Source organism: Filifactor sp. (assembly GCF_057248345.1).
In genome coordinates this window covers 1-26,679 of record NZ_DBHIIC010000001.1, presented here as the reverse complement: position 1 = coordinate 26,679, position 26,679 = coordinate 1, and the positions used below count along the sequence as shown (strand labels likewise).

At 31.8% G+C, this 26,679-nt stretch carries 22 protein-coding genes; 21 read left to right on the top strand and 1 reads right to left on the bottom strand.

Annotated features, from left to right (window positions below; all coding sequences use genetic code 11):
- The first annotated feature begins 27 nt into the window (after positions 1 to 27).
- The 20 genes from ACO5GE_RS00110 (at position 28) to ACO5GE_RS00015 (ending at position 24,369) form a co-directional block, all read left to right on the top strand.
- The gene (locus ACO5GE_RS00110; protein WP_484828883.1) at positions 28 to 1,047 is read left to right on the top strand and encodes an L-threonylcarbamoyladenylate synthase; all 1,020 of its coding nucleotides are present in this window, start codon (positions 28 to 30) and stop codon (positions 1,045 to 1,047) included.
- A gap of 198 nt (positions 1,048 to 1,245) precedes the next feature.
- A complete protein-coding gene (gene rpiB / locus ACO5GE_RS00105; protein WP_484828882.1) occupies positions 1,246 to 1,689 on the top strand; it encodes a ribose 5-phosphate isomerase B in 444 nt (147 codons plus the stop codon).
- Between the two features lie 22 nt (positions 1,690 to 1,711).
- Positions 1,712 to 2,347 (top strand): uracil phosphoribosyltransferase, encoded by a 636-nt coding sequence (gene upp / locus ACO5GE_RS00100; RefSeq protein WP_484828881.1) that lies wholly within the window; start codon positions 1,712 to 1,714, stop codon positions 2,345 to 2,347.
- A 148-nt stretch (positions 2,348 to 2,495) separates the two neighbouring features.
- Positions 2,496 to 2,801 (top strand): 50S ribosomal protein L21, encoded by a 306-nt coding sequence (gene rplU, locus ACO5GE_RS00095; protein WP_484828880.1) that lies wholly within the window; start codon positions 2,496 to 2,498, stop codon positions 2,799 to 2,801.
- A 5-nt stretch (positions 2,802 to 2,806) separates the two neighbouring features.
- A complete protein-coding gene (locus tag ACO5GE_RS00090; RefSeq protein ID WP_484828879.1) occupies positions 2,807 to 3,139 on the top strand; it encodes a ribosomal-processing cysteine protease Prp in 333 nt (110 codons plus the stop codon).
- Positions 3,139 to 3,423, top strand: a complete 285-nt coding sequence (gene rpmA / locus ACO5GE_RS00085; RefSeq protein WP_484828878.1) for a 50S ribosomal protein L27 — start codon at positions 3,139 to 3,141, stop codon at positions 3,421 to 3,423. Before ACO5GE_RS00090 ends, rpmA begins: the two co-directional genes overlap by 1 nt.
- A 540-nt stretch (positions 3,424 to 3,963) precedes the next feature.
- Positions 3,964 to 5,253 (top strand): serine hydroxymethyltransferase, encoded by a 1,290-nt coding sequence (locus ACO5GE_RS00080; RefSeq protein ID WP_484828877.1) that lies wholly within the window; start codon positions 3,964 to 3,966, stop codon positions 5,251 to 5,253.
- 18 nt (positions 5,254 to 5,271) lie between these two features.
- Positions 5,272 to 6,156, top strand: coding sequence for a pyridoxamine kinase (locus ACO5GE_RS00075; RefSeq protein ID WP_484828875.1), 885 nt, complete (start codon positions 5,272 to 5,274; stop codon positions 6,154 to 6,156).
- A gap of 91 nt (positions 6,157 to 6,247) precedes the next feature.
- On the top strand, positions 6,248 to 7,036 hold the full coding sequence (locus ACO5GE_RS00070; RefSeq protein ID WP_484828874.1) for a prepilin peptidase: 789 nt from the start codon (positions 6,248 to 6,250) through the stop codon (positions 7,034 to 7,036).
- A gap of 799 nt (positions 7,037 to 7,835) precedes the next feature.
- On the top strand, positions 7,836 to 9,806 hold the full coding sequence (gene uvrB, locus ACO5GE_RS00065) for an excinuclease ABC subunit UvrB (RefSeq protein ID WP_484828873.1): 1,971 nt from the start codon (positions 7,836 to 7,838) through the stop codon (positions 9,804 to 9,806).
- 12 nt (positions 9,807 to 9,818) lie between these two features.
- Positions 9,819 to 12,677, top strand: a complete 2,859-nt coding sequence (gene uvrA / locus ACO5GE_RS00060) for an excinuclease ABC subunit UvrA (RefSeq protein ID WP_484828872.1) — start codon at positions 9,819 to 9,821, stop codon at positions 12,675 to 12,677.
- A complete protein-coding gene (locus ACO5GE_RS00055) occupies positions 12,674 to 13,312 on the top strand; it encodes a regulatory protein RecX (protein WP_484828871.1) in 639 nt (212 codons plus the stop codon). Before uvrA ends, ACO5GE_RS00055 begins: the two co-directional genes overlap by 4 nt.
- 68 nt (positions 13,313 to 13,380) lie before the next feature.
- Positions 13,381 to 15,228, top strand: a complete 1,848-nt coding sequence (gene typA, locus ACO5GE_RS00050; protein WP_484828870.1) for a translational GTPase TypA — start codon at positions 13,381 to 13,383, stop codon at positions 15,226 to 15,228.
- A 338-nt stretch (positions 15,229 to 15,566) separates the two neighbouring features.
- Entirely contained in the window at positions 15,567 to 16,304 is a 738-nt protein-coding gene (locus ACO5GE_RS00045; RefSeq protein WP_484828869.1) for a C40 family peptidase, read from the top strand.
- A gap of 191 nt (positions 16,305 to 16,495) precedes the next feature.
- Positions 16,496 to 18,478, top strand: coding sequence for a DNA gyrase/topoisomerase IV subunit B (locus ACO5GE_RS00040; RefSeq protein WP_484828868.1), 1,983 nt, complete (start codon positions 16,496 to 16,498; stop codon positions 18,476 to 18,478).
- A 21-nt stretch (positions 18,479 to 18,499) separates the two neighbouring features.
- Positions 18,500 to 20,701, top strand: coding sequence for a DNA gyrase subunit A (locus ACO5GE_RS00035; protein WP_484828867.1), 2,202 nt, complete (start codon positions 18,500 to 18,502; stop codon positions 20,699 to 20,701).
- 22 nt (positions 20,702 to 20,723) lie between these two features.
- Positions 20,724 to 21,659: a tRNA modification radical SAM protein MnmL/YtqA gene (gene mnmL, locus ACO5GE_RS00030; protein ID WP_484828866.1), complete on the top strand. Its 936-nt coding sequence runs from the start codon at positions 20,724 to 20,726 to the stop codon at positions 21,657 to 21,659.
- A gap of 174 nt (positions 21,660 to 21,833) precedes the next feature.
- Positions 21,834 to 22,517, top strand: a complete 684-nt coding sequence (locus ACO5GE_RS00025) for a phosphoribosylaminoimidazolesuccinocarboxamide synthase (RefSeq protein WP_484828865.1) — start codon at positions 21,834 to 21,836, stop codon at positions 22,515 to 22,517.
- Positions 22,518 to 22,728: 211 nt separating this feature from the next.
- On the top strand, positions 22,729 to 22,998 hold the full coding sequence (locus ACO5GE_RS00020; RefSeq protein ID WP_484828864.1) for an ACT domain-containing protein: 270 nt from the start codon (positions 22,729 to 22,731) through the stop codon (positions 22,996 to 22,998).
- A 15-nt stretch (positions 22,999 to 23,013) separates the two neighbouring features.
- Complete coding sequence (locus tag ACO5GE_RS00015; protein ID WP_484828863.1) at positions 23,014 to 24,369, top strand: DUF711 family protein; 1,356 nt, start codon at positions 23,014 to 23,016, stop codon at positions 24,367 to 24,369.
- 256 nt (positions 24,370 to 24,625) lie between these two features.
- Here the strand turns inward: ACO5GE_RS00015 and ACO5GE_RS00010 are convergent, their stop codons facing one another.
- Entirely contained in the window at positions 24,626 to 25,528 is a 903-nt protein-coding gene (locus tag ACO5GE_RS00010) for a hypothetical protein (RefSeq protein ID WP_484828862.1), read from the bottom strand.
- Positions 25,529 to 25,828: 300 nt separating this feature from the next.
- Here ACO5GE_RS00010 and ACO5GE_RS00005 point away from each other — a divergent pair, with 300 nt between their 5' ends.
- The gene (locus ACO5GE_RS00005; RefSeq protein WP_484828861.1) at positions 25,829 to 26,521 is read left to right on the top strand and encodes a TMEM165/GDT1 family protein; all 693 of its coding nucleotides are present in this window, start codon (positions 25,829 to 25,831) and stop codon (positions 26,519 to 26,521) included.
- Positions 26,522 to 26,679 lie beyond the last annotated feature (158 nt).

The window sequence follows — 26,679 nt, the reverse complement described above, 5'->3', positions numbered from 1 at the left end:
AAGGTTTTTTTTTGAAAGGGAAATGATATGAGTGCAAAATTGTATACAATAGAAGATGTGAATACAGATGATGATAAAATAAAAGAAGCATCAAATATTATTCTAAATGGAGGACTTGTCATATTTCCTACAGAAACAGTATACGGATTGGGAGCAGATGCATTCAATCCCGTAGCATCAGAAAAAATATATTCAGCAAAAGGTCGTCCTTCAGATAATCCTCTCATCTTACACATATCAGATTTCGATATGTTAAACAGAATTGTAAAAAAAATTCCGGAAAATGCTAAAAGACTCATAACTAAATTTTGGCCGGGGCCACTTACCGTTATCCTTGAAAAAAAAGATATTGTTTCTGATAAGATTACAGGAGGCTTGAACTCGGTTGCAGTACGAATGCCGTCAAATCCGATTGCATTATCATTTATTAGAAATGCAAACACACCAATTGCTGCTCCGTCTGCAAACCTATCAGGAAGACCTTCCATTACACGGTGGGAAGATGCAGTTGAAGAAATGGGAGAGCGTGTGGATGCAATCTTGTTATCGGAACCCAGTGAAATTGGATTGGAATCCACTATTATTGATTTAACACAAGATACTCCAATGATTCTAAGAGTAGGGAAAATTAGCAAAACGGAAATTGAAAAAGAGATAGGAAAAATTGGAATTGACAAAACGATTCTTGGAGAAAAAGATGTTCCTAAAGCTCCTGGAATGAAATATAAGCACTACAGTCCAAATGCACAAGTGTTTATTGCCACTAAAGAGAATTTTGTGGAAAAAGTTAAACAAAATTATAAAAGATCGACTTCTTCAAATCCTGTTGTTTTTACAATGACAGGGAACAAATCATATTTCAAGGATGAAAATGTATATCTATTGGGAGAAACAACATTACAAGCAGCAAAGGTATTTTTTCATTTTTTAAGGAAAGCAGATAAAGAGGGTTATGATACGATAATTATGGAGGACATTTCTTTTGATGAAATCGGAGAAGCAGTAATGAATCGAGCACGTAAGTCAGCGGGTAATAAATATTTATAGAAAACTTAATTAGATTGTTTTAGTTTTATTTTACAATTGGATAACATTTCTATTTTTCACATAGTTTTTAATTTTCAAAATAATAGCAGATTTACAAAAAATATTTTAGGAATCCTTGAAAATATATTGTATTCTTAGCTTGATATCGTTAAAATAAATAGAGGACAAATTTTAAAAGTCTATTAGAGGAGGATTGTAATGAAAATTGCTTTAGGTTCAGATCACGGTGGATACCACTTGAAGGAGTCTATTAAAGAATACTTGACAAAGAAAGGGCACATTGTTACAGATTATGGAACGAACAGCATAGATTCAGTTGATTATCCTGACTATGCAGAAAAGCTTTGTTATGGAATTTTGAATGGAGAAGCTGACAGAGGTATTTTAGTATGTGGAACGGGAATTGGCATTGCAATAGCTGCAAATAAAGTCAAAGGAATTCGTTGTGCTACTGTGTCAGATGTTTTTTCTGCAAAAAAATGTGTAGAACATAATAATTGTCAAGTTATGTCACTGGGAGAAAGAACGATAGGTTTCGGTTTAGCATTGGAATTGGTGAAAGCTTTTTTAACAGCAACATTTGAAGGAGATAGACATCAAAGACGAGTAGATAAGATTATGGCGATTGAAAATCAAAAATAATTATTAAAGGAGAGGAAAACTAATGTCTAAAGGAAATGTAATTGTAGTTAATCATCCAATGGTACAACACAAACTAACCATATTGAGGGACAAAAAAACAGGCTCTAAAGAATTTAGAGAACTTGTAAAAGAAATTGGTATGTTTATGGTGTATGAAACAACTAGAGATTTACCTATGCAAGAGATAGAAATTGACACACCTATCTGCAAAACAAAGTCTAAAGTGTTAGCAGGTAAAAAGCTTGGAGTAGTGCCTATTCTAAGAGCTGGATTAGGAATGATGGAGGGTGTTTTACAATTAATTCCTGCTGCCAAAGTAGGACATGTCGGATTATATAGGGATCCTGAAACACTAAAACCGGTAGAATATTATTGTAAATTACCGCAAGATGTGGAAGAAAGAGAATTGTTGTTAGTAGATCCTATGCTAGCAACAGGAGGATCAGCAAGTGCGGCTATCGAGCTTCTAAAAGAAAAAGGTGCAAAATCTATCAAATTAGTTTGTATTGTTGGATGTCCTGAAGGTATAGAGGAAGTACACAAATATCATCCTGAAATTGATATTTATTTAGCGTCCATTGATGAAAAACTAAATGATCATGGATATATTGTTCCTGGATTGGGGGATGCAGGAGATCGTATCTTTGGAACAAAATAGTATATTTATCTCTTTAAGTTAGGAGAAACACTTGACATTAGCAGTATATAACTGATATACTTGTGTAGTTAATACCGCATAGCTATGGTTACATAAATTTGTTTAGACAAATACCTAAGCTAGCGAGATCGTTATGAGGAGGTGCAGTATGTACGCAGTTGTAGAAACAGGTGGGAAACAATACAGAGTACAAGAAGGCGATGTAATCCAAGTTGAAAAACTAGCTGTAAGTGAAGGCGAAGTAGTTTCTTTGGATGTAATTGCTCTTGGAAAAGACGGAAAAGTTTTCGTTGGAGAAGATCTTGCTAATGTAAAAGTAAGCGCGAAAGTGGTTTCTCACGGAAAAGGAAAAAAAGTCATCGTTTTCAAATATAAACCTAAAAAAGATTATAGAAGAAAACAAGGACACAGACAACCATATACAGAATTAGTGATTGAAACTGTTGAAGGTTAGGAAGTATGACTAAAATTTCAATCATTGATAACCAACTATCTAAGAAATTACAAGTTTCTTTAGAAGGACATTCAGGATATGCAGATGCAGGAGAAGATATTGTTTGTTCAGCAATATCAGTGTTATCTTATGCCATTTTCAATGGAATAACGGAAGTTCTTAAGTACGATATTCCATATAAACTGCAAGATGGTTATTTATATTTTGAAATTCCTGATAGTATTTTGAAAGAAGACAGTCGAGTGAAAGTTTTACTTGACACATTTGTTCTAAATTTGAAGGATTTAGAAAAACAGTATAAAGACTATATTAAGCTATGTATAGAGGAGGTGCACTGATGCTTCGTATTAATCTTCAACTTTTTGCGAGTAAAAAAGGGGTAGGTTCTTCAAAGAACGGTAGAGACTCTGCCGCAAAAAGATTAGGCGTTAAGGCAGGAGATGGACAATTAGTTTCTGCAGGATCTATCTTGGTTCGTCAAAGAGGAACTAAAATTCATCCGGGAACTAATGTAGGAATCGGTGGAGATGACACTTTGTTTGCAAAGGTGACTGGGCATGTTAAGTTCGAAAGAAAAGATAAAAAACGCAAACAAGTAAGTATCGTTCCAGCAGTAAATTAATGATAAAGAACCGAATATTTCGGTTCTTTTTTTATGATATGGATGAGAATTGAAAAAATAATTACATACGAATCACTAGTATACCAAATTATAAAACGTATAATTATCAATGATAAATATCATAGATTTGTTTGTACTAGTTGATGAACTAAGAAGAAGTAGAGAATTAAAATTATCTCAAAGAAAAGTCACTTATTGTAAGTAACTTTTTGATTTATACCGTTTGTATTTTCTGTAAAAATCCGGTACTTGAAAATTGTATAAATTGAGGTCTCGATAATAAAGATATTTCAATAGATAAACATTAAAAAATCATAAGGACATAAAAAGTTTATATTCAAAGGACTGAGAATAAAAGACTTGTTATTTTTTTGCATGTGTAATATCATGATAAGTATATCAGTTAGAATTATCTATCAATATTATTGTTAGATAATAGAGCAGTAGTAGTCTCTTTTAAAATAGGATATTTGATATGATAAAAGAGAAATGTTGTTATTATTCATATAGAAAAGCATGGTAACGGAAGGAGAAGTTAAAATGTACAATTATTATCATTTAATGCAAACAGATTCTGATGTATACAACGTATTAGAGGAAGAATTACAAAGACAGAAACAAAATTTGGAGCTAATTGCTTCTGAAAATATTGTAAGTAAAGCAGTAATGGAAGCAATGGGTAGTTGCTTTACCAATAAATATGCGGAAGGTTATCCATCCAAACGATACTATGGTGGATGTGAATTTATCGACAAACTGGAAGTATTAGCCATTGAAAGAGCAAAAAAAATATTTGGTGCGGATCATGCTAATGTTCAACCTCATTCAGGCTCACAAGCAAATATGGGAGTGTACTTTGCTATGTTAGAATATGGAGATAAGGTTTTAGGAATGGACTTATCACAAGGAGGACACTTGACACACGGCTCACCTGTAAATATATCCGGAAAATATTTTCAATTCTTTGATTATGGAGTAGAGAAAGACACCGAAATAATTAACTATGATGTTGTGTTGCAACGTGCAAAAGAAGTGCAACCAAAACTAATCGTTGCAGGTGCAAGTGCATATTCTAGAGAATTAGATTTTAAGAAATTTAGAGAAATTGCAGATGAAGTAGGAGCATACCTTATGGTAGATATGGCGCATATTGCAGGGCTCGTTGCAGCAGGATTACATCCAAGTCCTTGTGAATATGCAGATTTTGTGACTACAACAACACATAAAACATTGCGTGGACCAAGAGGAGGTCTGATTTTGTGCAAAGAGGAATACGCAACTAAAATAGACAAAGCAATCTTCCCGGGAATACAAGGTGGACCATTGGAACACATTATTGCTGCAAAAGCAGTTTGTTTCAAAGAAGCTTTGCAACCGGAGTTTAAAAACTATCAAAAACAAATCGTCTTGAACGCGAAAACTTTAGCAGATTCTTTAGCTCAAAAAGGATATCGTCTTGTATCCGGAGGAACTGACAACCACTTAATTCTTGTAAATTTAATTGACAAGAATATGACAGGAAAAGAAGCAGAGTTAAAATTGGATGAAGCGAGAATAACTGTTAATAAGAATTCAATTCCTTTTGATCCTCAAAGCTTCTTTAAGACATCAGGAATTCGTATTGGAACTGCTGCAGTGACAACAAGAGGAATGAAAGAATTAGAAATGAAACAGATTGCTGATGCAATTGATTTAGTATTATCGAAAGATGATATCGCTTCTGCAACACAAATTGTAGAAGAATTAACAAAAAAACATCCAATTTATGAAGAACATGATGAAAAAATCCTTCATTGGGGACAGAATATTTGGGATAAAACAAGAAAATAATTCCATTGGAGTTTATATATGAGTATGAATAAATTGATAAAAACGGTAGCAGCGATCCATGATTTGTCCGGAAGTGGACGTGGTTCTTTAACGACAGTGATATCAATCCTTTCTACGATGGGGGTTAGAGTTTGTCCAATGCCGACGGCAATTTTGTCAGCTACAACTGAATTTGAACATTATAGTTTTTTAGACCTTACTGATTATCTGCCGGAATATATCTCAAATTGGAAAAAGAACAACATAACTTTTGATTGTATTTATTCCGGCTTTTTAGGTTCTTCTAAACAAATTGAGATTGTATCAAAATTCATTGATTCTTTTCAAAGAGAGGATACATTGGTAGTGATTGACCCTGTGTTGGGAGATAATGGAGCATTGTATGAAACGATGGATGAAGAAATGGTTTGTTTGATGAGAACATTAATAAAGCAAGCACACATTATTACACCAAATTTTACAGAGGCAAAGTATTTGCTGGGAGAGAGATGTGATGGCCATATTTCTAACAAAACTTCTTTTGATGAAATCAAGGAAGAACTCAAAAAATTGTCTGATATGGGACCTGAAATTGTTGTGATAACAAGTGTTCCTGATGAAGATGAGAGTAAAACAAATACCGTTGCTTATGATAAAAAAACAAATCGTTTTTGGAAAGTTCCTTGTCAATATATTCCTGCTTCATTTCCCGGCACTGGAGATGGTTATACCAGTGTTATGATTGGAAGTTTATTACAAGGAGATAGTTTACCTATCGCCCTGGAAAGAGGAGTTCAATTTATTACACAGTGTATTCGAACCAGTTATGGATTTCATTACCCTTATATTGAAGGAGTATTATTAGAAAAAGTTTTACATCTGTTGAATGTTCCGATTATTTCAGAAAGTTATGAAGAAATGTAATTTCTTTTTAGATCATTATAGATTTATTATGTGTAGTTGTTCAATTTGAAAAATCAACAGTATGTATTGATGATATTCGGAGAAGTTTAAAATGGAAGTTGTTTTACTAATAATAATTTTTTATATAGGAGCGTGTTTTGCTAGTCTCTATGATTTTTTGATTTATCGTTTGCCTAGAGAAATTAATCTTGTGCAAAACCGTTCCTATTGTCCCACTTGTAAACATTATTTGATGCCGGTAGATTTACTTCCAATCATCAGCTTTTTATGTCTAAAAGGCAAGTGTAGATATTGTAATGAGAGTATTTCAATTCGTAGCTTTTTTATTGAAATTTTGTCCGGTATTTTGTTTTCTCTTGCTTTTTACAAATATGGTTGGACAAGTTTTACTTTGATTCAGATTATTTTTTGGGGAATGTTGATACTGGTCAGTTTCATAGATTATGATACAATGTATATTTATGATTCTATGTTGTTGTTCTACTTTATTATTTTTGTAATTTATTACGGAATATCAGGAAATATGAATATATGGACATCTATAAAAGGTGCTATATACTGTTTTGCTATCTTCTCTGTTATTTATTTTTTATCTAAGTTGTATTATGGACAAGAAGCATTTGGATTTGGAGATGTACTGCTTAACAGTGTATTAGGATTTTATTTAGGTAGCCATTATACATTTTTGATTTGTTTTCTTCCGTTTTATGTTGCAACTATAGATTTGTTGTTACGTACTTTATTATGCAGAAACAACACTTTTCGTAGAGAAGTTTCTTTTGCACCATATATGTGTGTTTCAGCGTGGATTATTTCTTTGTATGGAAAAGAAATCTATATATTTCTAGGGAAGTATTTGAGTGTGTTTGGAGGAGTGTAACTAAAGGATGGAAATAGATAATGAGACAGTAGGATGTTTTTTGTAATGTTTAATTCTAGCATCTATTATTTGATAACATGAGAATACCGTGTATTAAAACTGAAGTTTCTTTTCAGCAATCAAAAATTGTCTGAAACAGAATAACGGTTTTTGAGATATAGGATTCAAAAGTTTTCTCTTATACTCTAACAAAAAAATCTTTATAGTATAGTGGATATACTTTTCTATTTGTTATTCAAAATAATTGAAGGATACCACAAGTAATGGTATAGGGTATACTGTATTTTTCGAATTGATTATTGAGATAAGTGTATCCATATCAGAAACATTGTAACATTAAATAATAGAAGTATATTTATTGATGTATTGAGAAAATACATTTTCAAACTATATTTAAAAATCATCCTTGAAAAAGAGGGTGATTTTTAAATATAAAGAATAGTTGTCTATTATTTTGAATGATAGTAAGAATTTTAAATAAATGAAATCTCTGAAAAGTTTTTTGTAAATGAAAAATTTTATAATAAAAATGAAAAAGTAATGATTGTTGCTTAAATGAGATACTAAAATTAAAAAAATCATTTCATAGAAAGAAGGGATTTTATCAAAATTACTCTTAGATACAATGTTTATAATATTGTCTTTTGGATATAGTATAAAAGTAAAATTAGGAGTATATTAGATAGAAGTAATTTTAAAATTTTACGATGAAATCAACAATTATGACGATAGCGATTAAATGGAAAATGATAATGAGTATATGATTAAGATAATGATATTTTGATGAAAGGACAGTTCTATGCCGAAGTTTAATTTAACAACCTCATATCAACCTACCGGAGATCAGCCGAAAGCCATAGATGATATGGTGAATTCCATTCGGCAAGAAAATAAATTTCAAACGCTACTGGGAGTAACGGGTTCCGGAAAAACATTTACAATGGCAAATATTATTCAACAAACTCAAAAACCTACACTGGTAATTGCACATAATAAAACGTTAGCAGCACAACTATATTCTGAGTTTAAAGAATTTTTCCCAAATAATGCAGTAGAGTATTTTGTTTCTTACTACGATTATTATCAACCGGAAGCGTATGTACCTTCATCTGATACTTATATTGAAAAAGATGCCAGTATCAATGATGAGATTGATAAGCTAAGACATAGTGCAACGGCAGCGGTTATTGAAAGACGTGATGTCATCATTGTTGCATCCGTTTCCTGTATCTACGGTTTGGGAGACCCCGATGACTATCGATATATGATGGTTTCGTTGCGTCCTCAAATGATTAAAGATAGAGATGAAGTAATTAAACAATTGGTAGAGATTCAATATGAAAGAAATGATATCAATTTTATTAGAGGAACATTTCGAGTAAGAGGTGATATTTTAGAAATTATGCCTGCTAACACTGACATCAAAGGATTGAGAGTAGAATTTTTTGGGGATGAGATTGAACGAATTGTTGAAATCGATCACCTTACAGGAGAGATTATCGGAGAACTAAGACAAGCGTCAATCTTTCCTGCATCTCACTATGTCACCACAAAAGAAAAATTAGAGCAAGCTATTGTAGGTATTGAAAAAGAATTACAAGAACGATTGCAATATTTTCGTGAAAATGATTTTTTGTTAGAAGCGCAAAGATTGGAACAACGTACCATGTATGATATTGAAATGCTGAGAGAAATTGGAACTTGTAAAGGAATTGAAAACTACTCCAGACATTTAACCGGCAGGAAACTAGGAGAAAGAGCGTTCACACTAATGGATTTTTTTGATGACGATTATTTGATTATCGTTGATGAGTCTCATGTTACGATACCGCAACTAAATGCTATGTATTCCGGTGATAAGGCGAGAAAAGAATCTTTAATTGACTATGGATTCAGATTACCTTCAGCAGCAGATAACAGACCATTAAAATTTGAAGAATTTGAGCAAATGATAAACCAAATTCTTTTTGTGTCAGCAACTCCAGGAAAGTACGAGATGGAACATTCAAGTTGTTTTGGAGAACAAATTATTCGTCCAACCGGGTTGTTGGATCCTATAATAGAGGTAAGGCCAATTGATGGACAGATTGACGATTTATTACATGAGATTCAAAATACAGTACAAAAAAATGAAAGAGTGCTTGTAACGACTCTGACCAAGAAAATGGCAGAAAGTCTTACAGACTATTTAAAACAGGCGGGTGTATTAGTTGAGTATCTACATTCAGATGTAGATACTTTGGAACGAATCAGACTCATCAGAAATTTAAGATTAGGAGAATTTCATGTTTTAGTTGGAATTAACTTACTAAGAGAAGGGTTAGATATTCCTGAAGTTTCGCTTGTGGCAATTTTAGATGCAGATAAGGAAGGATTTTTGAGATCTGAAACTTCTATGATTCAGACAATAGGTCGAGCTGCAAGAAATGCCGGTGGACGTGTAATTATGTATGCAGATACCATTACAAGGTCAATGAAGAGTGCGATAGATGAAACTGCTAGAAGACGTGAAATACAAAATCGGTATAATGAAGAGCATGGGATTGTACCAAAAACAATTGATAAAGAGGTTCGACAAGAAATTTCGATGTTAGTTGCAGAAAAAGAAGAAACTTATAGTGTAAAAGAGGTTATTTCCAGACAAGATTTAATCGAAAAAATCGAACTATTAAAACAGCAAATGATAGAGGCAGCAGAAAATTTAAATTTTGAACAAGCTGCCATTTATAGAGATTCTATTTTAGAATTGGAAAAAAAGTTAAATTATTAAGGAGTCGTTATTTTGAAATTAAACAAAGATAAGATTATTATTAAAGGGGCCAATGAAAACAATTTAAAAAATGTTGATTTGGAACTTCCGAGAAATAAGTTTATTGTATTTACAGGATTATCCGGTTCAGGGAAATCTTCACTTGCATTTGATACGATTTATGCAGAAGGACAAAGAAGATATGTTGAAAGTTTATCGTCTTATGCAAGACAATTTTTGGGAAAAACAAACAAACCGAATGTAGAATATATTGAAGGATTGTCACCTTCCATTTCAATTGATCAAAAAACTACTTCTCATAATCCTAGATCTACGGTTGGGACAGTAACAGAAATATATGATTATATGAGATTGTTATTTGCCAATGTCGGTATTGCACATTGTCCTATCTGTGGAGATGAAATCAAAAGTATGACAATCCAAGAAATTGTGGATAGAGTCATGGAATTACCTGAAAGGACCAAAATACAAATTATTTCTCCGGTAATTCGTAGTAAAAAAGGAAAACATGAAAAAGTACTGGAGTCTATCAAAAAAGAAGGATTTATTCGTATCAGAGTAAATGGGGAACAAAAAGAAATTACAGATGAAATTAAATTGGAAAAAAATAAAAAAAATTCTATTGATGTTGTTGTTGATAGAATCGTAATTCGTGCTGATATTGAGAAACGATTGGCAGATTCTATAGAGATAGCAGTAAATATGTCCGGTGGAATGGTAAATATTGCTATTGTTGATGGAGAAGAGAAATTGTATTCAACAAAATTTTCCTGTTCAAAGCATGATGTGACAATTGAAGAAATCTCCCCAAGAATGTTTTCTTTTAATGCTCCTTATGGAGCATGTCCTGCTTGTAACGGACTGGGATTTATGAGTCAAATTGATCCGGAATTAGTCATTCCTAACAAGGCATTAAGTCTTAGAGAGGGTGCGGTAGAACCATGGATGACGTCTGATAAAAATAATGAAGAATCCTATTATTTTAAAATGATTAAAGTATTGGCGGAGAACAATAATGTCTCGTTGGATACTCCATATCAAGATTTACCTGTAGGGTTTCAAGAGAAATTATTATATGGAACATCAGAAATGCTCACTTTTTCATTTGAAAGTAAGTTTACAGATGAAAAAAGAGAATATAATGCTCCGTTTGAAGGTGTAATTCCTAATTTAGAGAGGAGACTATTAAACTCTCCATCAGAACTGATTCGTGAAAAAATGCAAAAATATGTGATAGAAAAAGCATGTCCGGATTGCATGGGAACAAGATTGAAAAAGGAAGTTTTGAGTATTACTGTAGGAGATAAAAATATATCTGAATTGACCAATCTTTCGGTAGAAAGCCATTTAGAATTTCTTAAAAACCTAAAATTAAGTGAAAAGAATACTTTTATCGCAAAAGAAATTTTAAAAGAAATCAACAATCGTTTAACTTTTTTAAAGGATGTAGGACTGGAATACCTTACTCTCAGTAGAAAAGCATCTACTTTGTCCGGGGGCGAATCTCAAAGAATACGCTTAGCTACTCAAATCGGTTCTGCTTTGGTAGGAGTTTTATATGTCTTAGATGAACCGAGCATAGGCTTACATCAAAGGGATAACGATAGATTGATTCACACATTGAAAAATTTAACTGATATTGGAAATACTCTTATTGTTGTGGAACACGATGAAGATACGATGCATGCAGCAGACCAAATTATCGATATTGGGCCGGGAGCAGGAGTTCATGGTGGACAAATTATTGCTCAAGGAACAGTAGATGAATTGAAGCAAAATTCAAATTCCATCACAGGACAATATTTAAGCGGGAAGAGAAGAATTCCGATTCCGAAAACAAGAAGATTGATTGATAAAGAGAAACAAATTACGATTATCGGAGCAGAAGAAAACAATTTAAAAAATATTACAGTTTCAATTCCTTTGGGTGTATTCACCAGTATTACAGGGGTGTCGGGAAGTGGGAAAAGTTCTTTGATTAATGAAATTCTATATAAGGCTGCTGGGGCAAAAATCAATCACTCAAGAGAAAAAGCAGGAAAATATAAACAGATAACAGGTTTAGAACATATTGATAAAGTAGTAAATATTGATCAGTCGCCTATTGGAAGAACCCCACGTTCTAATCCCGCAACTTATACAGGAGTATTTGATTTTATTAGAGATGTTTTTGCCGAAACACAAGAATCTAAAGCAAGAGGATATAAAAAAGGACGATTTAGCTTTAATGTAAGTGGTGGTAGGTGTGAAGCATGTAAAGGAGATGGTATTTTAAAAATTGAAATGCACTTTCTTCCCGATGTATACGTTCCGTGTGAAATCTGTAAGGGGGATAGATACAATCGTGAAACACTAGAAATTAAATATAAGGGAAAATCGATTTCAGATGTTCTCAATATGAATGTAGAAGAAGCATGTTTATTTTTTGAAAACATTCCAAAAATAAAACGAAAATTAGATACACTAATGGAAGTTGGATTATCTTATATCACTTTGGGGCAACCTTCTACTGAATTATCCGGTGGAGAAGCACAACGGATTAAATTAGCATCGGAGCTAAGTAAAAAAGGAACAGGAAACACATTATATATTTTAGATGAGCCTACTACAGGACTTCACATGGATGATGTCAGCAAATTGCTTGCAGTGTTGCAAAAATTAACCGATAACAGAAATACTGTTGTTGTTATCGAACATAATTTGGATTGTATTAAAGTTTCGGATTATATTATAGATTTAGGACCAAATGGTGGAAACAATGGTGGAGAAGTTATTTTTGAAGGAACGCCGGAAGAAATCATAGACTGTAAACATTCTTATACCGGAGAATATCTAAAAAAATATATAGATTATGAGGAAAAATTGGTATGATAATTGAAAAAATAGTAAAAACAAAAAATCGATATCATTTATTTTGCTCAGAAAATCATGAAATTACAGTTACGGAAGATTTATTTTATTTATTAAATTTAAAAGTTGGAAAAGACTGTGATGCTATTGAGAATTGGAATGAAAATCTGGAAGAAGATAGAGTGAAGCAATGTTTTCAGTCTGCCATTCAAAAGTTGAACTATTCTATGTTATCTGAAATGCAATTAAAAAAAAAGTTAGAAAAGGAAAATTTTAACACTTCTCATATTAAACAAGCATTGTTGAGATTAAAGGAATTAAACTTTATTAATGATAGGTTGCTATCTGAAGAATTGATTAGAAGTTCAGAAAAACAAAACTTATCAAAGAAACAAATTGAATCAAAATTGTTCCAAAAAGGAATTAAAGAGTCAATTTGGAAAGAACAATTGGAACAGGAAACTTCAGAAGACGGAGAGATAGAAAAAGCATACTTATTCTGTTGCAAAAAGATAAAAAACTATAGAGGAAAAACAAAGGAAGAAATTCGAAGAAAATTATACTATTCTTTAAATTATAAAGGTTTTTCCTATTCCGTTTCTAATAAAGCGGTTTCAAAAATATTAGATGAAAATATTTTTGAAGAAAATCCATAATGAAATCTTGAATTATGATATAATAATAAAGTTGTAGATTTATAGAAGTTGATTGTCTTGTTATAGCAATGAAAGAAATGGGGATTATTTTGAAAAAAGAACAAATTAGAAATGTAGCAATTATTGCACACGTAGACCATGGAAAAACTACATTAGTAGATTCTTTGTTGAGACAAAGCGGTGTATTTAGACAAAATCAAGAGGTAGAAGAACGTGTAATGGATTCAAACGATTTGGAAAAAGAGCGTGGAATTACAATTCTTTCAAAAAATACGGCCGTAATGTACGGAGATGTTAAAATTAATATTATTGATACTCCGGGGCATGCTGATTTCGGAGGAGAAGTAGAGCGTATTCTAAAAATGGTAGACGGAGTGGTGTTGGTTGTAGATGCCTTTGAAGGACCGATGCCTCAAACAAAATTTGTATTAAAGAAAGCATTAGAATTAAATCTTCCTTCTGTTATTTGTGTTAATAAAGTTGATAGACCGGAAGCTAGACCGGATGAGGTTGTAGATGAAGTATTAGATTTATTTATTGAATTAGATGCTAATGAAACACAATTAGATTCACCATTTATTTTTGCATCTGCTAAAAAAGGAATTTCCGGAACAGATGCAGAACTGTTGCAAGATAGTATGAAACCACTATTTGAAGCAATTATTGAGAATATCCCCTGCCCAAATGGAGACGAAGATGGATTAACTCAAGTTCTGATTTCCACAATCGATTATAACGAGTATATTGGAAGAATCGGGATTGGAAAAGTTGAACGAGGAAGTGTGTCTATAGGTGAAGACCTTTGGGTTTCAAATTACGAAAACTCTGAGAAATCATATAAAGTTAGAATAGGAAAACTATATGAGTATGACGGATTGAAAAGGGTAGAGATTGAAGAAGCAATTACAGGAAGTATTGTTGCCATCTCCGGAATTGAAGATATAGAGATTGGTGATACTATCACATCAATTGAGGATAAGCATCCGCTTCCTTTTGTAAAAATTTCAGAACCTACTTTGGCCATGACATTTTCTGTTAACAATGGACCTTTTGCAGGTCAAGATGGAAAGTATGTTACTTCCCGACAAATTCGTGCAAGACTACACAAAGAGTTGAATACAAACGTTTCTTTGAGAGTTGAAGATACTGATTCAGCTGATTCTTTTAGAGTAGCTGGAAGAGGGGAATTACACTTATCTATTTTAATGGAACAAATGCGTCGTGAGGGATATGAGTTGATGGTATCCAAACCGGAAGTTTTGATGAAAAAAGATGAGAATGATAAATTGATTGAGCCAATTGAGAGAGTAATTATTGATGTTCCTGAGGAATTTATGGGTGCAGTAATTGAAAAGTTGGGTTCAAGAAAAGGTGAAATGGTCAATATGGTACAATCTAAGGGTGGATATACAAGAATTGAATTTTTGATTCCAACTCGAGGAATGATTGGATATCGTTCTGAATTTTTGACTGATACCAAAGGAAATGGAATATTGAATACATTGTTTGAAGGATATGAACCATATAAAGGAGAAATTCCAAGAAGAAGTCAAGGTTCATTGGTTTCTTTTGAAACAGGAACGGCTGTAGGATATGGGTTGTATAATGCTCAAGAACGTGGAATTTTATTTGTTTCTCCGGGAGATAAAGTTTATGAAGGAATGATTGTTGGAGAAAATGCGAAACCGATGGATATTGATGTCAATGTTTGTAAGAGAAAACAAGCTACCAATATGAGAGCTTCCGGTTCTGATGATGCGTTAAGACTTTCTCCTCCAAAAAAAATGTCTTTGGAAGAAGCGTTGGAATTTATCGAAAAGGATGAATTAGTAGAATTAACTCCAAAGAATATGAGGATTAGAAAGAAAATATTAGATAAACAACAAAGAGCAAAACAAAGATCAAAAAATTCATAATGATTTTTACTGCTTAATTAGTTAAAAGCAATTCAAATTATTTCATTAGTATAATATTGAAATAAGTACCCTTTCAGCTACAAATTATCACGATGTAATTTTGTTTTTGTATGGGAAAGACTGTATTTAAGAAGAATCTGTTTAGAGAATATAAACCCTTAACAGATTTTTTATGTAAATATTTATGAAGAGTAAATGTTGGTATTTTGTAAAAAAAATGTAATATTTCTCCTCGTTTCTTGAAAAAAGAATATCCCTGTAGTATTATGACAATAGTTACAAAATAATTACAAAATAAAAATAAAATAATCGGTGGTTATTTTTAGGGGGATATTTATATGAAAAGATACGGCAGATTATCAAAACGTTTGAGCATCATACTATGTGCGGGGATGTTAATTGGATTTGTGCCGGTTGAAATTTCAGCAAATCAAAATACAAGTAATGCTGATGTTTCTTATTTAGCTCAAGATGAAACTGAATTATACTATGAAACTACTTCAAAACAAGTTATTTCTTTGCTTTCAAAAGGCGATAGTGTAATTGTTACTGAAAAAGGGAAAGAATATTCAAAAGTCTTAATTGAAAACGGACAGATTGGATATGTTAAAAGCGAATTGTTAACAAATAAACCGATTGTTTCAGAAGATGAAGACTCAGGAGAGGCTACTTCAAGAGGTTTTTTCAGGGATAAGAAAAGCACTTCTACTCTTATTTCTCATGCAAAAGGGAAGTTGGGTAGTCCGTATTCTTATGGCTCTAGAGGTCCAAATAGGTTTGATTGTTCCGGTTTCGTCGGATATTCGTATGAAAAAGCTCTTGGTATAAAGTTACCTAGAGACTCCAGATCCATGAGTGTGACAGGAGTTTCTGTTAAAAAAAGTGACCTTCAAGAAGGGGATTTGGTATTTTTCCATACCGGTGGAGGAAATAGGGTATCTCATGTGGGGATATATATAGGAGATGGAAATTTCATCCATGCATCTTCAGGAAATGTTCAAAAGGTAGTTATCTCCAATTTGAGTTCCGGATACTATGCTAGGTGTTATCATTCTGCAAAAAGAATAATTAAATAAATACTTAATTTTTCATAGACCAATATAACAGACTGAATAGTGATTGATGATATAAGTTGATCCTAGGACAGTCTGTTTTTTTATGGAGGATTCATTGAGATTAGAGATATAATTATTAGAATTTATGGTATAATAGACGGCGTACTCAAAAAATGTTATATTAGGAATCAATTAGTTAGGATGTTTTATATATGAAAAAAGAAAAAAAACAAGATTTAGATTACGGAAACAATAGTATTAGTTCGTTGAAGGGGCCGGATAGAGTGAGATTGCGTCCTGCTGTTATTTTTGGTTCCGATGGAATAGAAGGATGTCAACATGCCATGTTCGAAATTCTTTCTAATGCCATAGATGAGGCAAGAGAAGGAAATGGTACTAAAATCAATGTTGTTCGACATAGTGACTATTCTATTACGATTGAAGACTTTGGGCGTGGCGCTCCGTTAGATTTTAATGAGAAGGAAAATAGGTATAATTATGAACTGATTTTTGAAGAACTATATGCAGGAGGAAAATATAATACCAACCAAGGGAAAAACTATGAATATTCATTGGGCTTAAATGGTTTGGGGTGTTGTGCCACTCAATATTCTTCTGAATATATGGATGTTGAAGTAAAACGTGATGGATATATTTATCAAGTTCATTTTGAAAAAGGATATAGTATTGGAGGCCTAAAAAAAGAAAAAGAGTTATCTCCCGGAACTTATACAAAAATCAAATTTAAACCGGATACAGATGTATTTACAGATATTAATATTCCATTAGAATTTTATTGTGATACGCTGAAAAGACAAGCAGTAATCAATAGAGGCGTACTATTTCATTTATTTGATGAAATTTCAAATAGTGAGTTCGACTATTATTATGAAAATGGGATTGTAGATTATGTAAATGAATTGTTGGGTGATAATTATATATCCTCTCCTCATTCCATTTTTTTAGAAACGAAGGGGAGAGATCGTGATGATAAACCACTCTATAAATTGAAAGCAGATATTTGTTTTGCTTTTTCTAATGAAGTAAATCGTTTGGAATTCTATCATAATTCCAGCTATCTAGAACATGGAGGATCTCCTGAAAAAGCAACAAAATCAGCATTTGTTTCAGCTGTGGATTCTTATATCAAAAAACTGGGAAAATACTATAAAAATGAAAAGAAAATTTCGTTTGTAGATATAGAAGACAGTCTACTGTTGGTTATCAATTCATTTTCTACAATGACTTCTTATGAAAATCAAACAAAGAAAGCCATTACAAATAAGTTTATTCAACAAGCGTTGACAGATTTTTTGAAAGAGCAATTAGAAATTTATTTTACTGAAAATCAACAGGAAGCAGAAAAAATAATCGATCAAATTCTAGTGAATAAACATTCCAGAGAGAGTGCTGAAAAGACAAGAATGGCTATCAAAAAGAATCTAAAAACAACATTTGATCCATTGACTCGTATCAAAAAGTTCGTTGATTGTAGAACAAAAAATCCTGATGAAAGAGAATTGTATATTGTGGAAGGAGATTCTGCTCTAGGTTCTTGTAAACAAGGAAGAAATTCTGATTTTCAAGCAATTATACCAATTCGTGGAAAAATATTAAATTGTTTAAAATCAGATTCTTCTAGAATATTTGCAAATGATATTATAACAGATATTATCTCTATTCTTGGAACAGGAGTTGAGATGAATAGTAAACATCTAAAAGACATTGCTGATTTCAATATTGATAATCTTCGCTGGAATAAAATTATTATTTGTACAGATGCTGATGTAGATGGATTTCAGATTAGAACACTTCTTTTGACAATGTTTTATATGTTGACGCCAACTTTAATAGAGAAGGGCTATATTTATATTGCCGAATCACCTCTTTATGAAATTTCTTCAAAGAATAAAACTCATTTTGCATATTCTGAAAAAGAAAAAGAAGCGATTTTATCAAAAATAAAGGGATCTTATCATGTTCAACGATCGAAAGGGCTTGGAGAGAATGAACCCGATATGATGTGGGAAACAACAATGAACCCTGAAACAAGAAGATTGATACAAGTAAAAGAGTACAATCCGAAAGATACGAAAGCAGTGTTTGATACCTTGCTTGGAGACGATCTTCAAAGTAGAAAAGAGTATATTGAAAACTTTGGACACTTGTATTTAGAACAAGTAGATGAAATATAGGTAGCTTAATAAGGAGTTTCTATGAAACAGAAAACAAAAAATAATTCTACACCGAAATATATTGAAACAAATAAAAGAGTAGAAAATATTGTAGACACATTAAAACAAAATTATATGCCATATGCTATGAGTGTCATTGTATCTCGTGCTATTCCTGAAATTGACGGATTTAAGCCTTCCCATAGAAAATTGCTTTACACGATGTATCGTATGAATCTATTAAATGCGAATAGAACAAAATCTGCTAATATTGTAGGACAGACGATGAAACTGAATCCCCATGGAGATGCTGCAATTTACGAGACAATGGTTAAATTATCGCGTGGAAATGAATCGTTACTCCATGCTTATATTGACTCTAAAGGAAATTTTGGGAAATCTACATCTAGAGATATGCAGTTTGCAGCACCAAGATATACCGAAGCAAAACTGATGCCTTTGTGTAAAGAGTTATTCGGAGAAATAGAAAATGATACTGTAGATTTTGTAGATAACTATGATTCAACCATGAAAGAACCGGTATTGTTACCTACTACCTTTCCAAATATTTTGGTGAAATCTAATAAAGGAATTGCTGTAGGAATGGCAAGTTCCATACCTAGTTTTAATCTTTCAGAAATTTGTAATTATACTATCTCATATCTGAAAGATCAAAACTGTAATATGTTTGACTATATATTAGGACCGGATTTTCCATCCGGTGGAGAACTATTGTTTGATCAAGATGAAATGAGTTCTATTTATGAAACAGGTCGTGGAAGTTTCAAATTAAGAGGAAAATATCGTTATCTAAGAAAAGAACAACTTATCGAAATTTATGAAATACCATATACCACTACTGTAGAAGTCATCATTGAAAAAATAATAGAATTAATCAAAGATGGTACTTTAAAAGAAATTACAGATATTCGTGATGAAACAGATTTGAATGGACTTAAAATTACGATTGATGTTCGAAAAAATACAGATATCGAAGCGATGATGGGTAAAATATTTAAATACACTACTTTGGAAGATTCTTTTAGTTGTAATTTTAATATTTTGATTGATAATAAACCTAAAATATTAGGAATCAAAGAAATTATTTTTCATTGGTTGAATTTTAGAAGGCAATGTATTCTAAGAAGAACATTGAATGAAGTTGAAGATAAAAGTAAAAAGTTATTTTTGTTACAAGGATTAGAAAAAATCATTTTGGATATTGATAAGGCAATTTCTATTATTAGAAAGACAGAAAAGGAGATTGATGTTCTTCCGAATTTAATGAATGCTTTTTCTATCGAAGAAAAACAAGCTGAATATATCCTTGAAATAAAGCTTAGAAACCTGAATAAGGAATATATCTTAAAAAGAGTTCGTGACATTAAGGAATTAGAGACTTCGATTACTAAGTTAGAAGAGATATATCATTCACAAAAATTACAAGATAAGTTAATTATTTCAGAATTAAAAAATATTATCAAAATATATGGTCAAGAGAGAAAAACGACTATAGTATCAAAAAAAGATATTGTAGTTTATTCAAAAGAAGATTTTACAGAAGATTATTCTGTAACTATGTTTTTAACAAAAGAAGGATATCTAAAAAAAATACCGGAATTTTCCCTTAGAGCGTATTCTGAACAAAAGTTAAAAGAGAACGATGTCATTCTACAACAGATGGAGATGAACAATACAGATATTTTTATGTTGTTATCTACAAACAATGTATTGTATCAAGTAAAAGTCAGCGAATTAAAAGATACGAAAGCATCTTTGCTTGGACTGTTTCTTCCTAACTATCTAAAAATGGATGAAAATGAAAAAATAGTACAAATGATTTTTCCTGACAAGTATGATGGATACTTGGTTTACTTTTTCGAAAATGGAAAAGTCGCTAAAATTAACTTTTCTTCTTATCAAACAAAATCGTTTCGGAAAAAATTGCAAAATGTATATTCTACATTGAGTCCATTGGTGGATTGTTTCCATATCAAAAATGATGAAACATTTGTTATGTTTACTGATAACGATCGTTGCTTATGTATCAATACTTCTTCAATACCTGAAAAGGTGAGCAGAACAAGCCAAGGAGTAAAAGTGATTCAATTAACTAAAAATACAAAAGTAGAAAGAATAGAATTATTGGAAAGTGACGACAGAGAATGGGATTTTTGTAAGGCAAAAACAATTCCAGCCTCTGCGAAGAAAAACAAAAGAATTACTACGATTTCTTTCTTATAAAATAAAAAGGAGTACCATTTCAATGGAACCATACTATGTTTATTCTAATTTTTTAAGGGAAAAATATGGAGAAAAAGTATATAGAATCCCGATTAATCTCCCGTTGACTTGTCCGAACAGAGATGGAAAAATCGGAGTAGGTGGATGTACATTTTGTGGAGATGTCGGAGCAGGCTTTGAAAGCAGGAACAATCTGGAGTCTGTCGAAGAACAATTAGAGAAAAATATAAAATATATAGGCTCAAGATATCATGCAAAAAAATTCATTGCTTATTTTCAAAATTATACCAACACATATGTAGAACAATCAAAATTTGAGGAATATATTTTATCTTCCATTAGAGAAGATGTTGTTGAAATTGCTATCTCAACTAGACCGGACTGTGTTACGCAAGAACAACTACAATTTTTAAAAAATGTCAAAGAGAGGTATCATGTTGAAATTAATATGGAATTAGGCTTACAAACAGTGAATTATCATACCTTAAAAAACATCAACAGAGGACATACTTTAGCTGAATTTATTGATTGTGTTATTCGATGTAAAAAGCATGGTTTTCAAAACACAGTGCACATGATTTTGAATCTTCCTCAAGACTCTATAGACGATGTGGTGGAAGGTGCTAAAATTTTATCTGCACTTCAGGTTGATGGAGTAAAACTTCATTCACTCTATATTCCAAAGGGAAGCATAATGGCTCAAGAATATGAAACAGGACAGTTTCAACTAGGAACGATGAACGATTATATAGAAAGAGTTGCTTTGTTTTTAAGCTATCTATCCCCAAATATTGCAATACAACGTATCATAGGACGTGCGCCGGAAAAAGACGTTATTTCTTGCAATTTTAATACTTCTTGGTGGAAAATAAAAGACTATATTATAGAATATATGAATCAAAATAATTTATATCAAGGATGTTATTTTAATTATCTAGGTGGAAAAATTTTTAGATAATTCCGTATATTAAAACGAAATTTACTTTAAATAATTCCGAATTATATCTATAAAACTATGTTTTTTCTAATAGATTGAAAGAAATTTTAATATTTTTACTAAAAAACTTGAACATTTTTTAAAATAATCGTATAATCGTTTTGTATCGAAATGTCAATTTTAAAGGGGGATATTATGAAAAAAATTTATGAAGGAAAAACAAAAGATGTTTTTGATTTGGAAAATGGAAATTATTTGTTAAAATTCAAAGACGATGTTACCGGAGTAGACGGAGTGTTTGATCCAGGCGCAAATGAAGTAGGTCTTACGATAGAAGGAGCCGGAAAAGCCGGATTAAAACTAACGAAGTTTTTTTTCGAAAAGATAAACAATGCAGGGATAGCTACTCATTATGTTGATTGTAATATAGATGAGTCTACTATGACTGTTCTTCCAGCACAAGTGTTTGGAGAAGGTGTGGAAGTTATTTGTCGTTATAGAGCTGTTGGAAGTTTCTTAAGACGATATGGAAAATACGTTAAAGAAGCAATGCCTCTAGATGCTTATGTAGAAGTTACACTAAAAGATGACGATAGAAATGATCCCCTTATTACTGACGATGCATTGGATATGCTTGGCATCTTAACAAAAGAGGAGTATGCTACTTTAGTTTCTATGACAAAAAAAATCGGAGCTATTGTAAAAGAAGAATTGGCAAAAAAAGAGTTGGAACTATACGATATCAAATTTGAATTTGGAAGAGTAGGAGAAGATGCTCATATCGCTCTAATTGATGAAATCTCAGGTGGAAATATGCGTGCTTATAAAAATGGAGAGTACGTGGAACCACTAACTTTAGAAAAACTAATGCTTTCTTAATAGTAAAATATTGGGAATATATAGCAAAATTGAAAAAGAATCTTATTAATAATTTATTAATAAGATTCTTTTTCAATTCAAAATTAAGTTACAAAATCATAATAAAAGAAATCATTTTATTTTATTGTAAAATATCGTATAATAAATCACATAATGATATTTTTATACATATTTAACAAAATTTTTATATAAAGTGAACGGAGGAAACAGATTGAAAGCAGTAATCACAGTAATTGGAAAAGACAGAGTAGGGATAGTAAGTCAGGTTTCCCAAAAAATAGCAGAATGTCAATTGAATATTTTAGACATCAATCAAACTTTAATGGAACAATATTTTACTATGATTATGTTAGTTAACTTAGAACAATCAAAATACGATATTGCTACATTATCAGAAATTTTTTCTGAATTAGGAACAAAAATGGGACTATCGATAAGAATTCAACACAAAAACTTATTTGATTCGATGTATCATGTATAGGAGGATTTTAACAGTATGAATCGATTTAATATTCAAGAGACAATTAAAATGCTTGATGAACAAAATTTAGATATCAGAACAGTTACAATGGGAATTTCTCTATTAGATTGTTGTGATTCTAATGCTGAAAAATCATGCACTAAGATATATGATAAAATCACTCATTTAGCGAAACATCTTGTTTCTACATCTGATAAAATCGGAAATAAATATGGTATCGAAGTAGTTAACAAGCGTATTTCAGTTACACCTATTTCTTTAATTGCAGGCGCAAGCAACGAGAAAAACTATGTTTCCTATGCAAAAGTTTTAGATAAAGCAGCAAAAGAGACGGGTGTAAACTTTGTTGGAGGCTTTTCTGCTTTAGTGCATAAAAAAGCAACACAAAGTGATTTGATATTGATGAATTCTATTCCGGAAGCTCTTTCTGAAACAGATTTAGTTTGTTCCAGTGTGAATGTAGGGAGTACAAAGACAGGAATTAATATGGATGCCGTTGCATTGATGGGAAGAGTAATTAAACAAACTGCATATCTAACAAAAGAGAAAGATAGTTTAGGTTGTGCAAAACTTGTTGTTTTCTGCAATGCAGTTGAAGATAATCCTTTTATGGCCGGTGCATTTCATGGTGTAGGAGAAGGGGATACAGTCATCAGTGTAGGAATTAGCGGACCGGGTGTAGTGAAGTCAGCGCTTGAAAAAGTAAAGGGAGAGAGTATTCAAGTAGTATCAGAAAAAATTAAACAGACTTCTTTTAAAATTACAAGAATGGGTGAATTAATTGGAAAAGAAGTTGCCCAACAATTAAATTTACCTTTTGGAATCGTAGACTTATCACTTGCACCAACTCCTGCGATAGGTGACAGTGTTGCCAGAATTTTAGAAGAAATTGGATTGGAACAAGTAGGAACTCATGGTACAACTGCAGCACTTGCATTATTAAATGATGCGGTGAAAAAAGGTGGTACGATGGCTTCTTCCAATGTAGGTGGATTAAGTGGTGCATTTATTCCGGTTAGTGAAGATGAAGGAATGATTGCAGCAGCAGAAAACAGAGCAATTTCTCTAGATAAGCTGGAAGCTATGACATGTGTTTGTTCGGTTGGATTAGATATGATTGCTATTCCCGGGGATACCTCTGCTGAAACAATTTCTGCCATGATTGCAGATGAAAGTGCAATTGGTATGATTAACCAAAAGACAACAGCAGTTAGAGTGATTCCTGTGTATGGAAAAAAGGAAGGTGAAGTTGTAGAGTTTGGTGGATTATTAGGCTATGCTCCTATTATGAAAGTGAATTCAGCCAAAAGTAATCTCTTTATTGAACGTGGAGGATTTATACCTGCACCTATCCACAGTTTTAAAAATTAATGACAAAAGAAATATATTGATTCAAATAAATATTCATTTGAATCAATATATTTGAAACGCAATAGTATAAGATTGGTTAATTGTATATAAAAATTTTTGAAAATATCCAAATCATAAATTGTTATTCTTTCATTACCAAAAAACTCAAAATGAAAATATTTAACTATCTATAGTTTATTTATTTAATAATCGTATATGGATTACCTAACATCCGAAGTGCCGTTTTTGAAATCAATAAAACAGTACTTCGGATTTTTCAGTCTTGAAACAATTCATATAGGACTTTTTTGCAATCTTCTAGCTCAATAAAATATGGACTTGTTGCAATAGTGATAAGCTTTGATTGTTGGATTAATTTTTTTAAAATTTTTTTCTTTTTTTGAAATGAAATATAATCCATATCTTTTGAAAAAAAATCAAGGTCTAAATCCAATACCATATTAGATAAGTCAATTGTAGTAATTTGTTCCAGTGCATAACTGGAATCTACACAGTAATAAGATTGAAAAATATTTGTTTCTAACAATGGAGGAATAAAATTCCCTACATTCAGAACAAAGTTTGTATAAATCCATGCAATGAAGTCATTCTGTTCTATAGGTGAAGAGGGAATTTCAAGCTCAAAGTTTGAAAAATAGAGTTTTTTACTTAATGATGAAATATGGTACGGTTTTTTCGTCATTGATGTGGCAACTTCAAAGAAAATTTTTTCATAAAAAATATGATGTGTATCATGTGGAAAAATGATACCAACTGCACCACTATTTTGAAAAAGTAACCTACAGTAGGATTGAAATTCCAAAAAGGATAATCTAGGAATCCTACTATCCTTGTGTTGATCAACATGTATTAAAGTGTCCCATTTTTCTCCATATAGATAGTGATGGTAAATAAAATAAAAAGCATGATTGTGATTGTCAAATAGATAAGAATTATATTGATTATCATAGATAAAAGGATAGATTCCCTTCATACAACAGTCCTTGTTTTTTTCTTCATCATATTCACAAAAAGCAATATGATTGCTTTCTTCAAATTGAAATAGTGAATTTTCTTCTAATTTGCTAATATCAATCTGTTTTGTTGTTCTCAAAGAATGTGAAAATTCATTATTTCCTATATTAGCAGAAATCGTGAAAGAATTTTGATACGCATTCAATAAAATCACCTTTCCATAATATTTTCAATTGATTTTTAGTCGATAATGTGTTATAGTCTTTGTAACATGAATATAGCATATATCATTTTCTTATACAAGGAACAGTGAAGGGGAGTAGCACCATTTGGCTTGTTTGTTAAATGGGATGCAGTCAACATACTGAGCGAATGCTCTGGTTGTATCAATAGTTTATTTGCGAGACTTTCAATATGACAGATAGTTAATCATATTGGATAAGTCTCATTTTTTTGTATAAGACAGAATTTGGGGGATTCTGATGAACATAGGGGGAGAAACATTATGAAGGAGTTTTTATCTGCATTGCTTCTTATCTTTGTTGCGGAAATGGGAGATAAGACACAGTTGTTAGCATTTGCGTTTTCAACACAGTATCATTATCGAACTGTATTGACAGGTGTATTCATAGGAGCATTTTTAAATCATGGGCTTGCTATTTTGTTCGCCCATATCATTGCAAAATTTTCTTCTATGCAATATCTTCAAATGACGTCTGCGATATTATTTATTATGTTTGGATTGATTTCTTTGAATGCAAAGAGCCAAGATGATGAAGAAGAGAAATGTTATAAACCTACAAATTTTGGAATTCTCGCAACGATAGCGATGTGCTTTTTTGTTGGTGAATTAGGGGATAAAACGCAGTTGACTGCAATGACATTAGGTTTACGTACAGGGCAACCTATGTTTACTTTACTGGGAAGTAGTATAGGAATGGTTCTTGTTAGTACAGTAGGAATTTTGATAGGTAAAACCTTTTCTTCTCGTATCAACTCACTTTATCTATCCCTTTTATCATCAGGTGTATTTCTTGTATTCGGGTTATGTGGAGTAATCAAACTCTATTTAGATAATATCATCGGTTATGAAATTACAATTTTGATTGTGGGAAGTACCGGTTTAATGTTGATCTATTCTCTCTATAAAATGCATAGAAGAAAATATACTAATCGTGAGTATAGAGATATTTTGTAATAGCTACCTTATTTTATAAAGATAGAAAAAATAGTATAGATACTATTCATTTTTTATAAAATTTGATATACTGTCAAGAGAGTAAATTTTTATAAAAATCTCATTTTCTGATAGGTATAGGCTACCGTAGCTCAGTTGGTAGAGCAGCTGATTCGTAA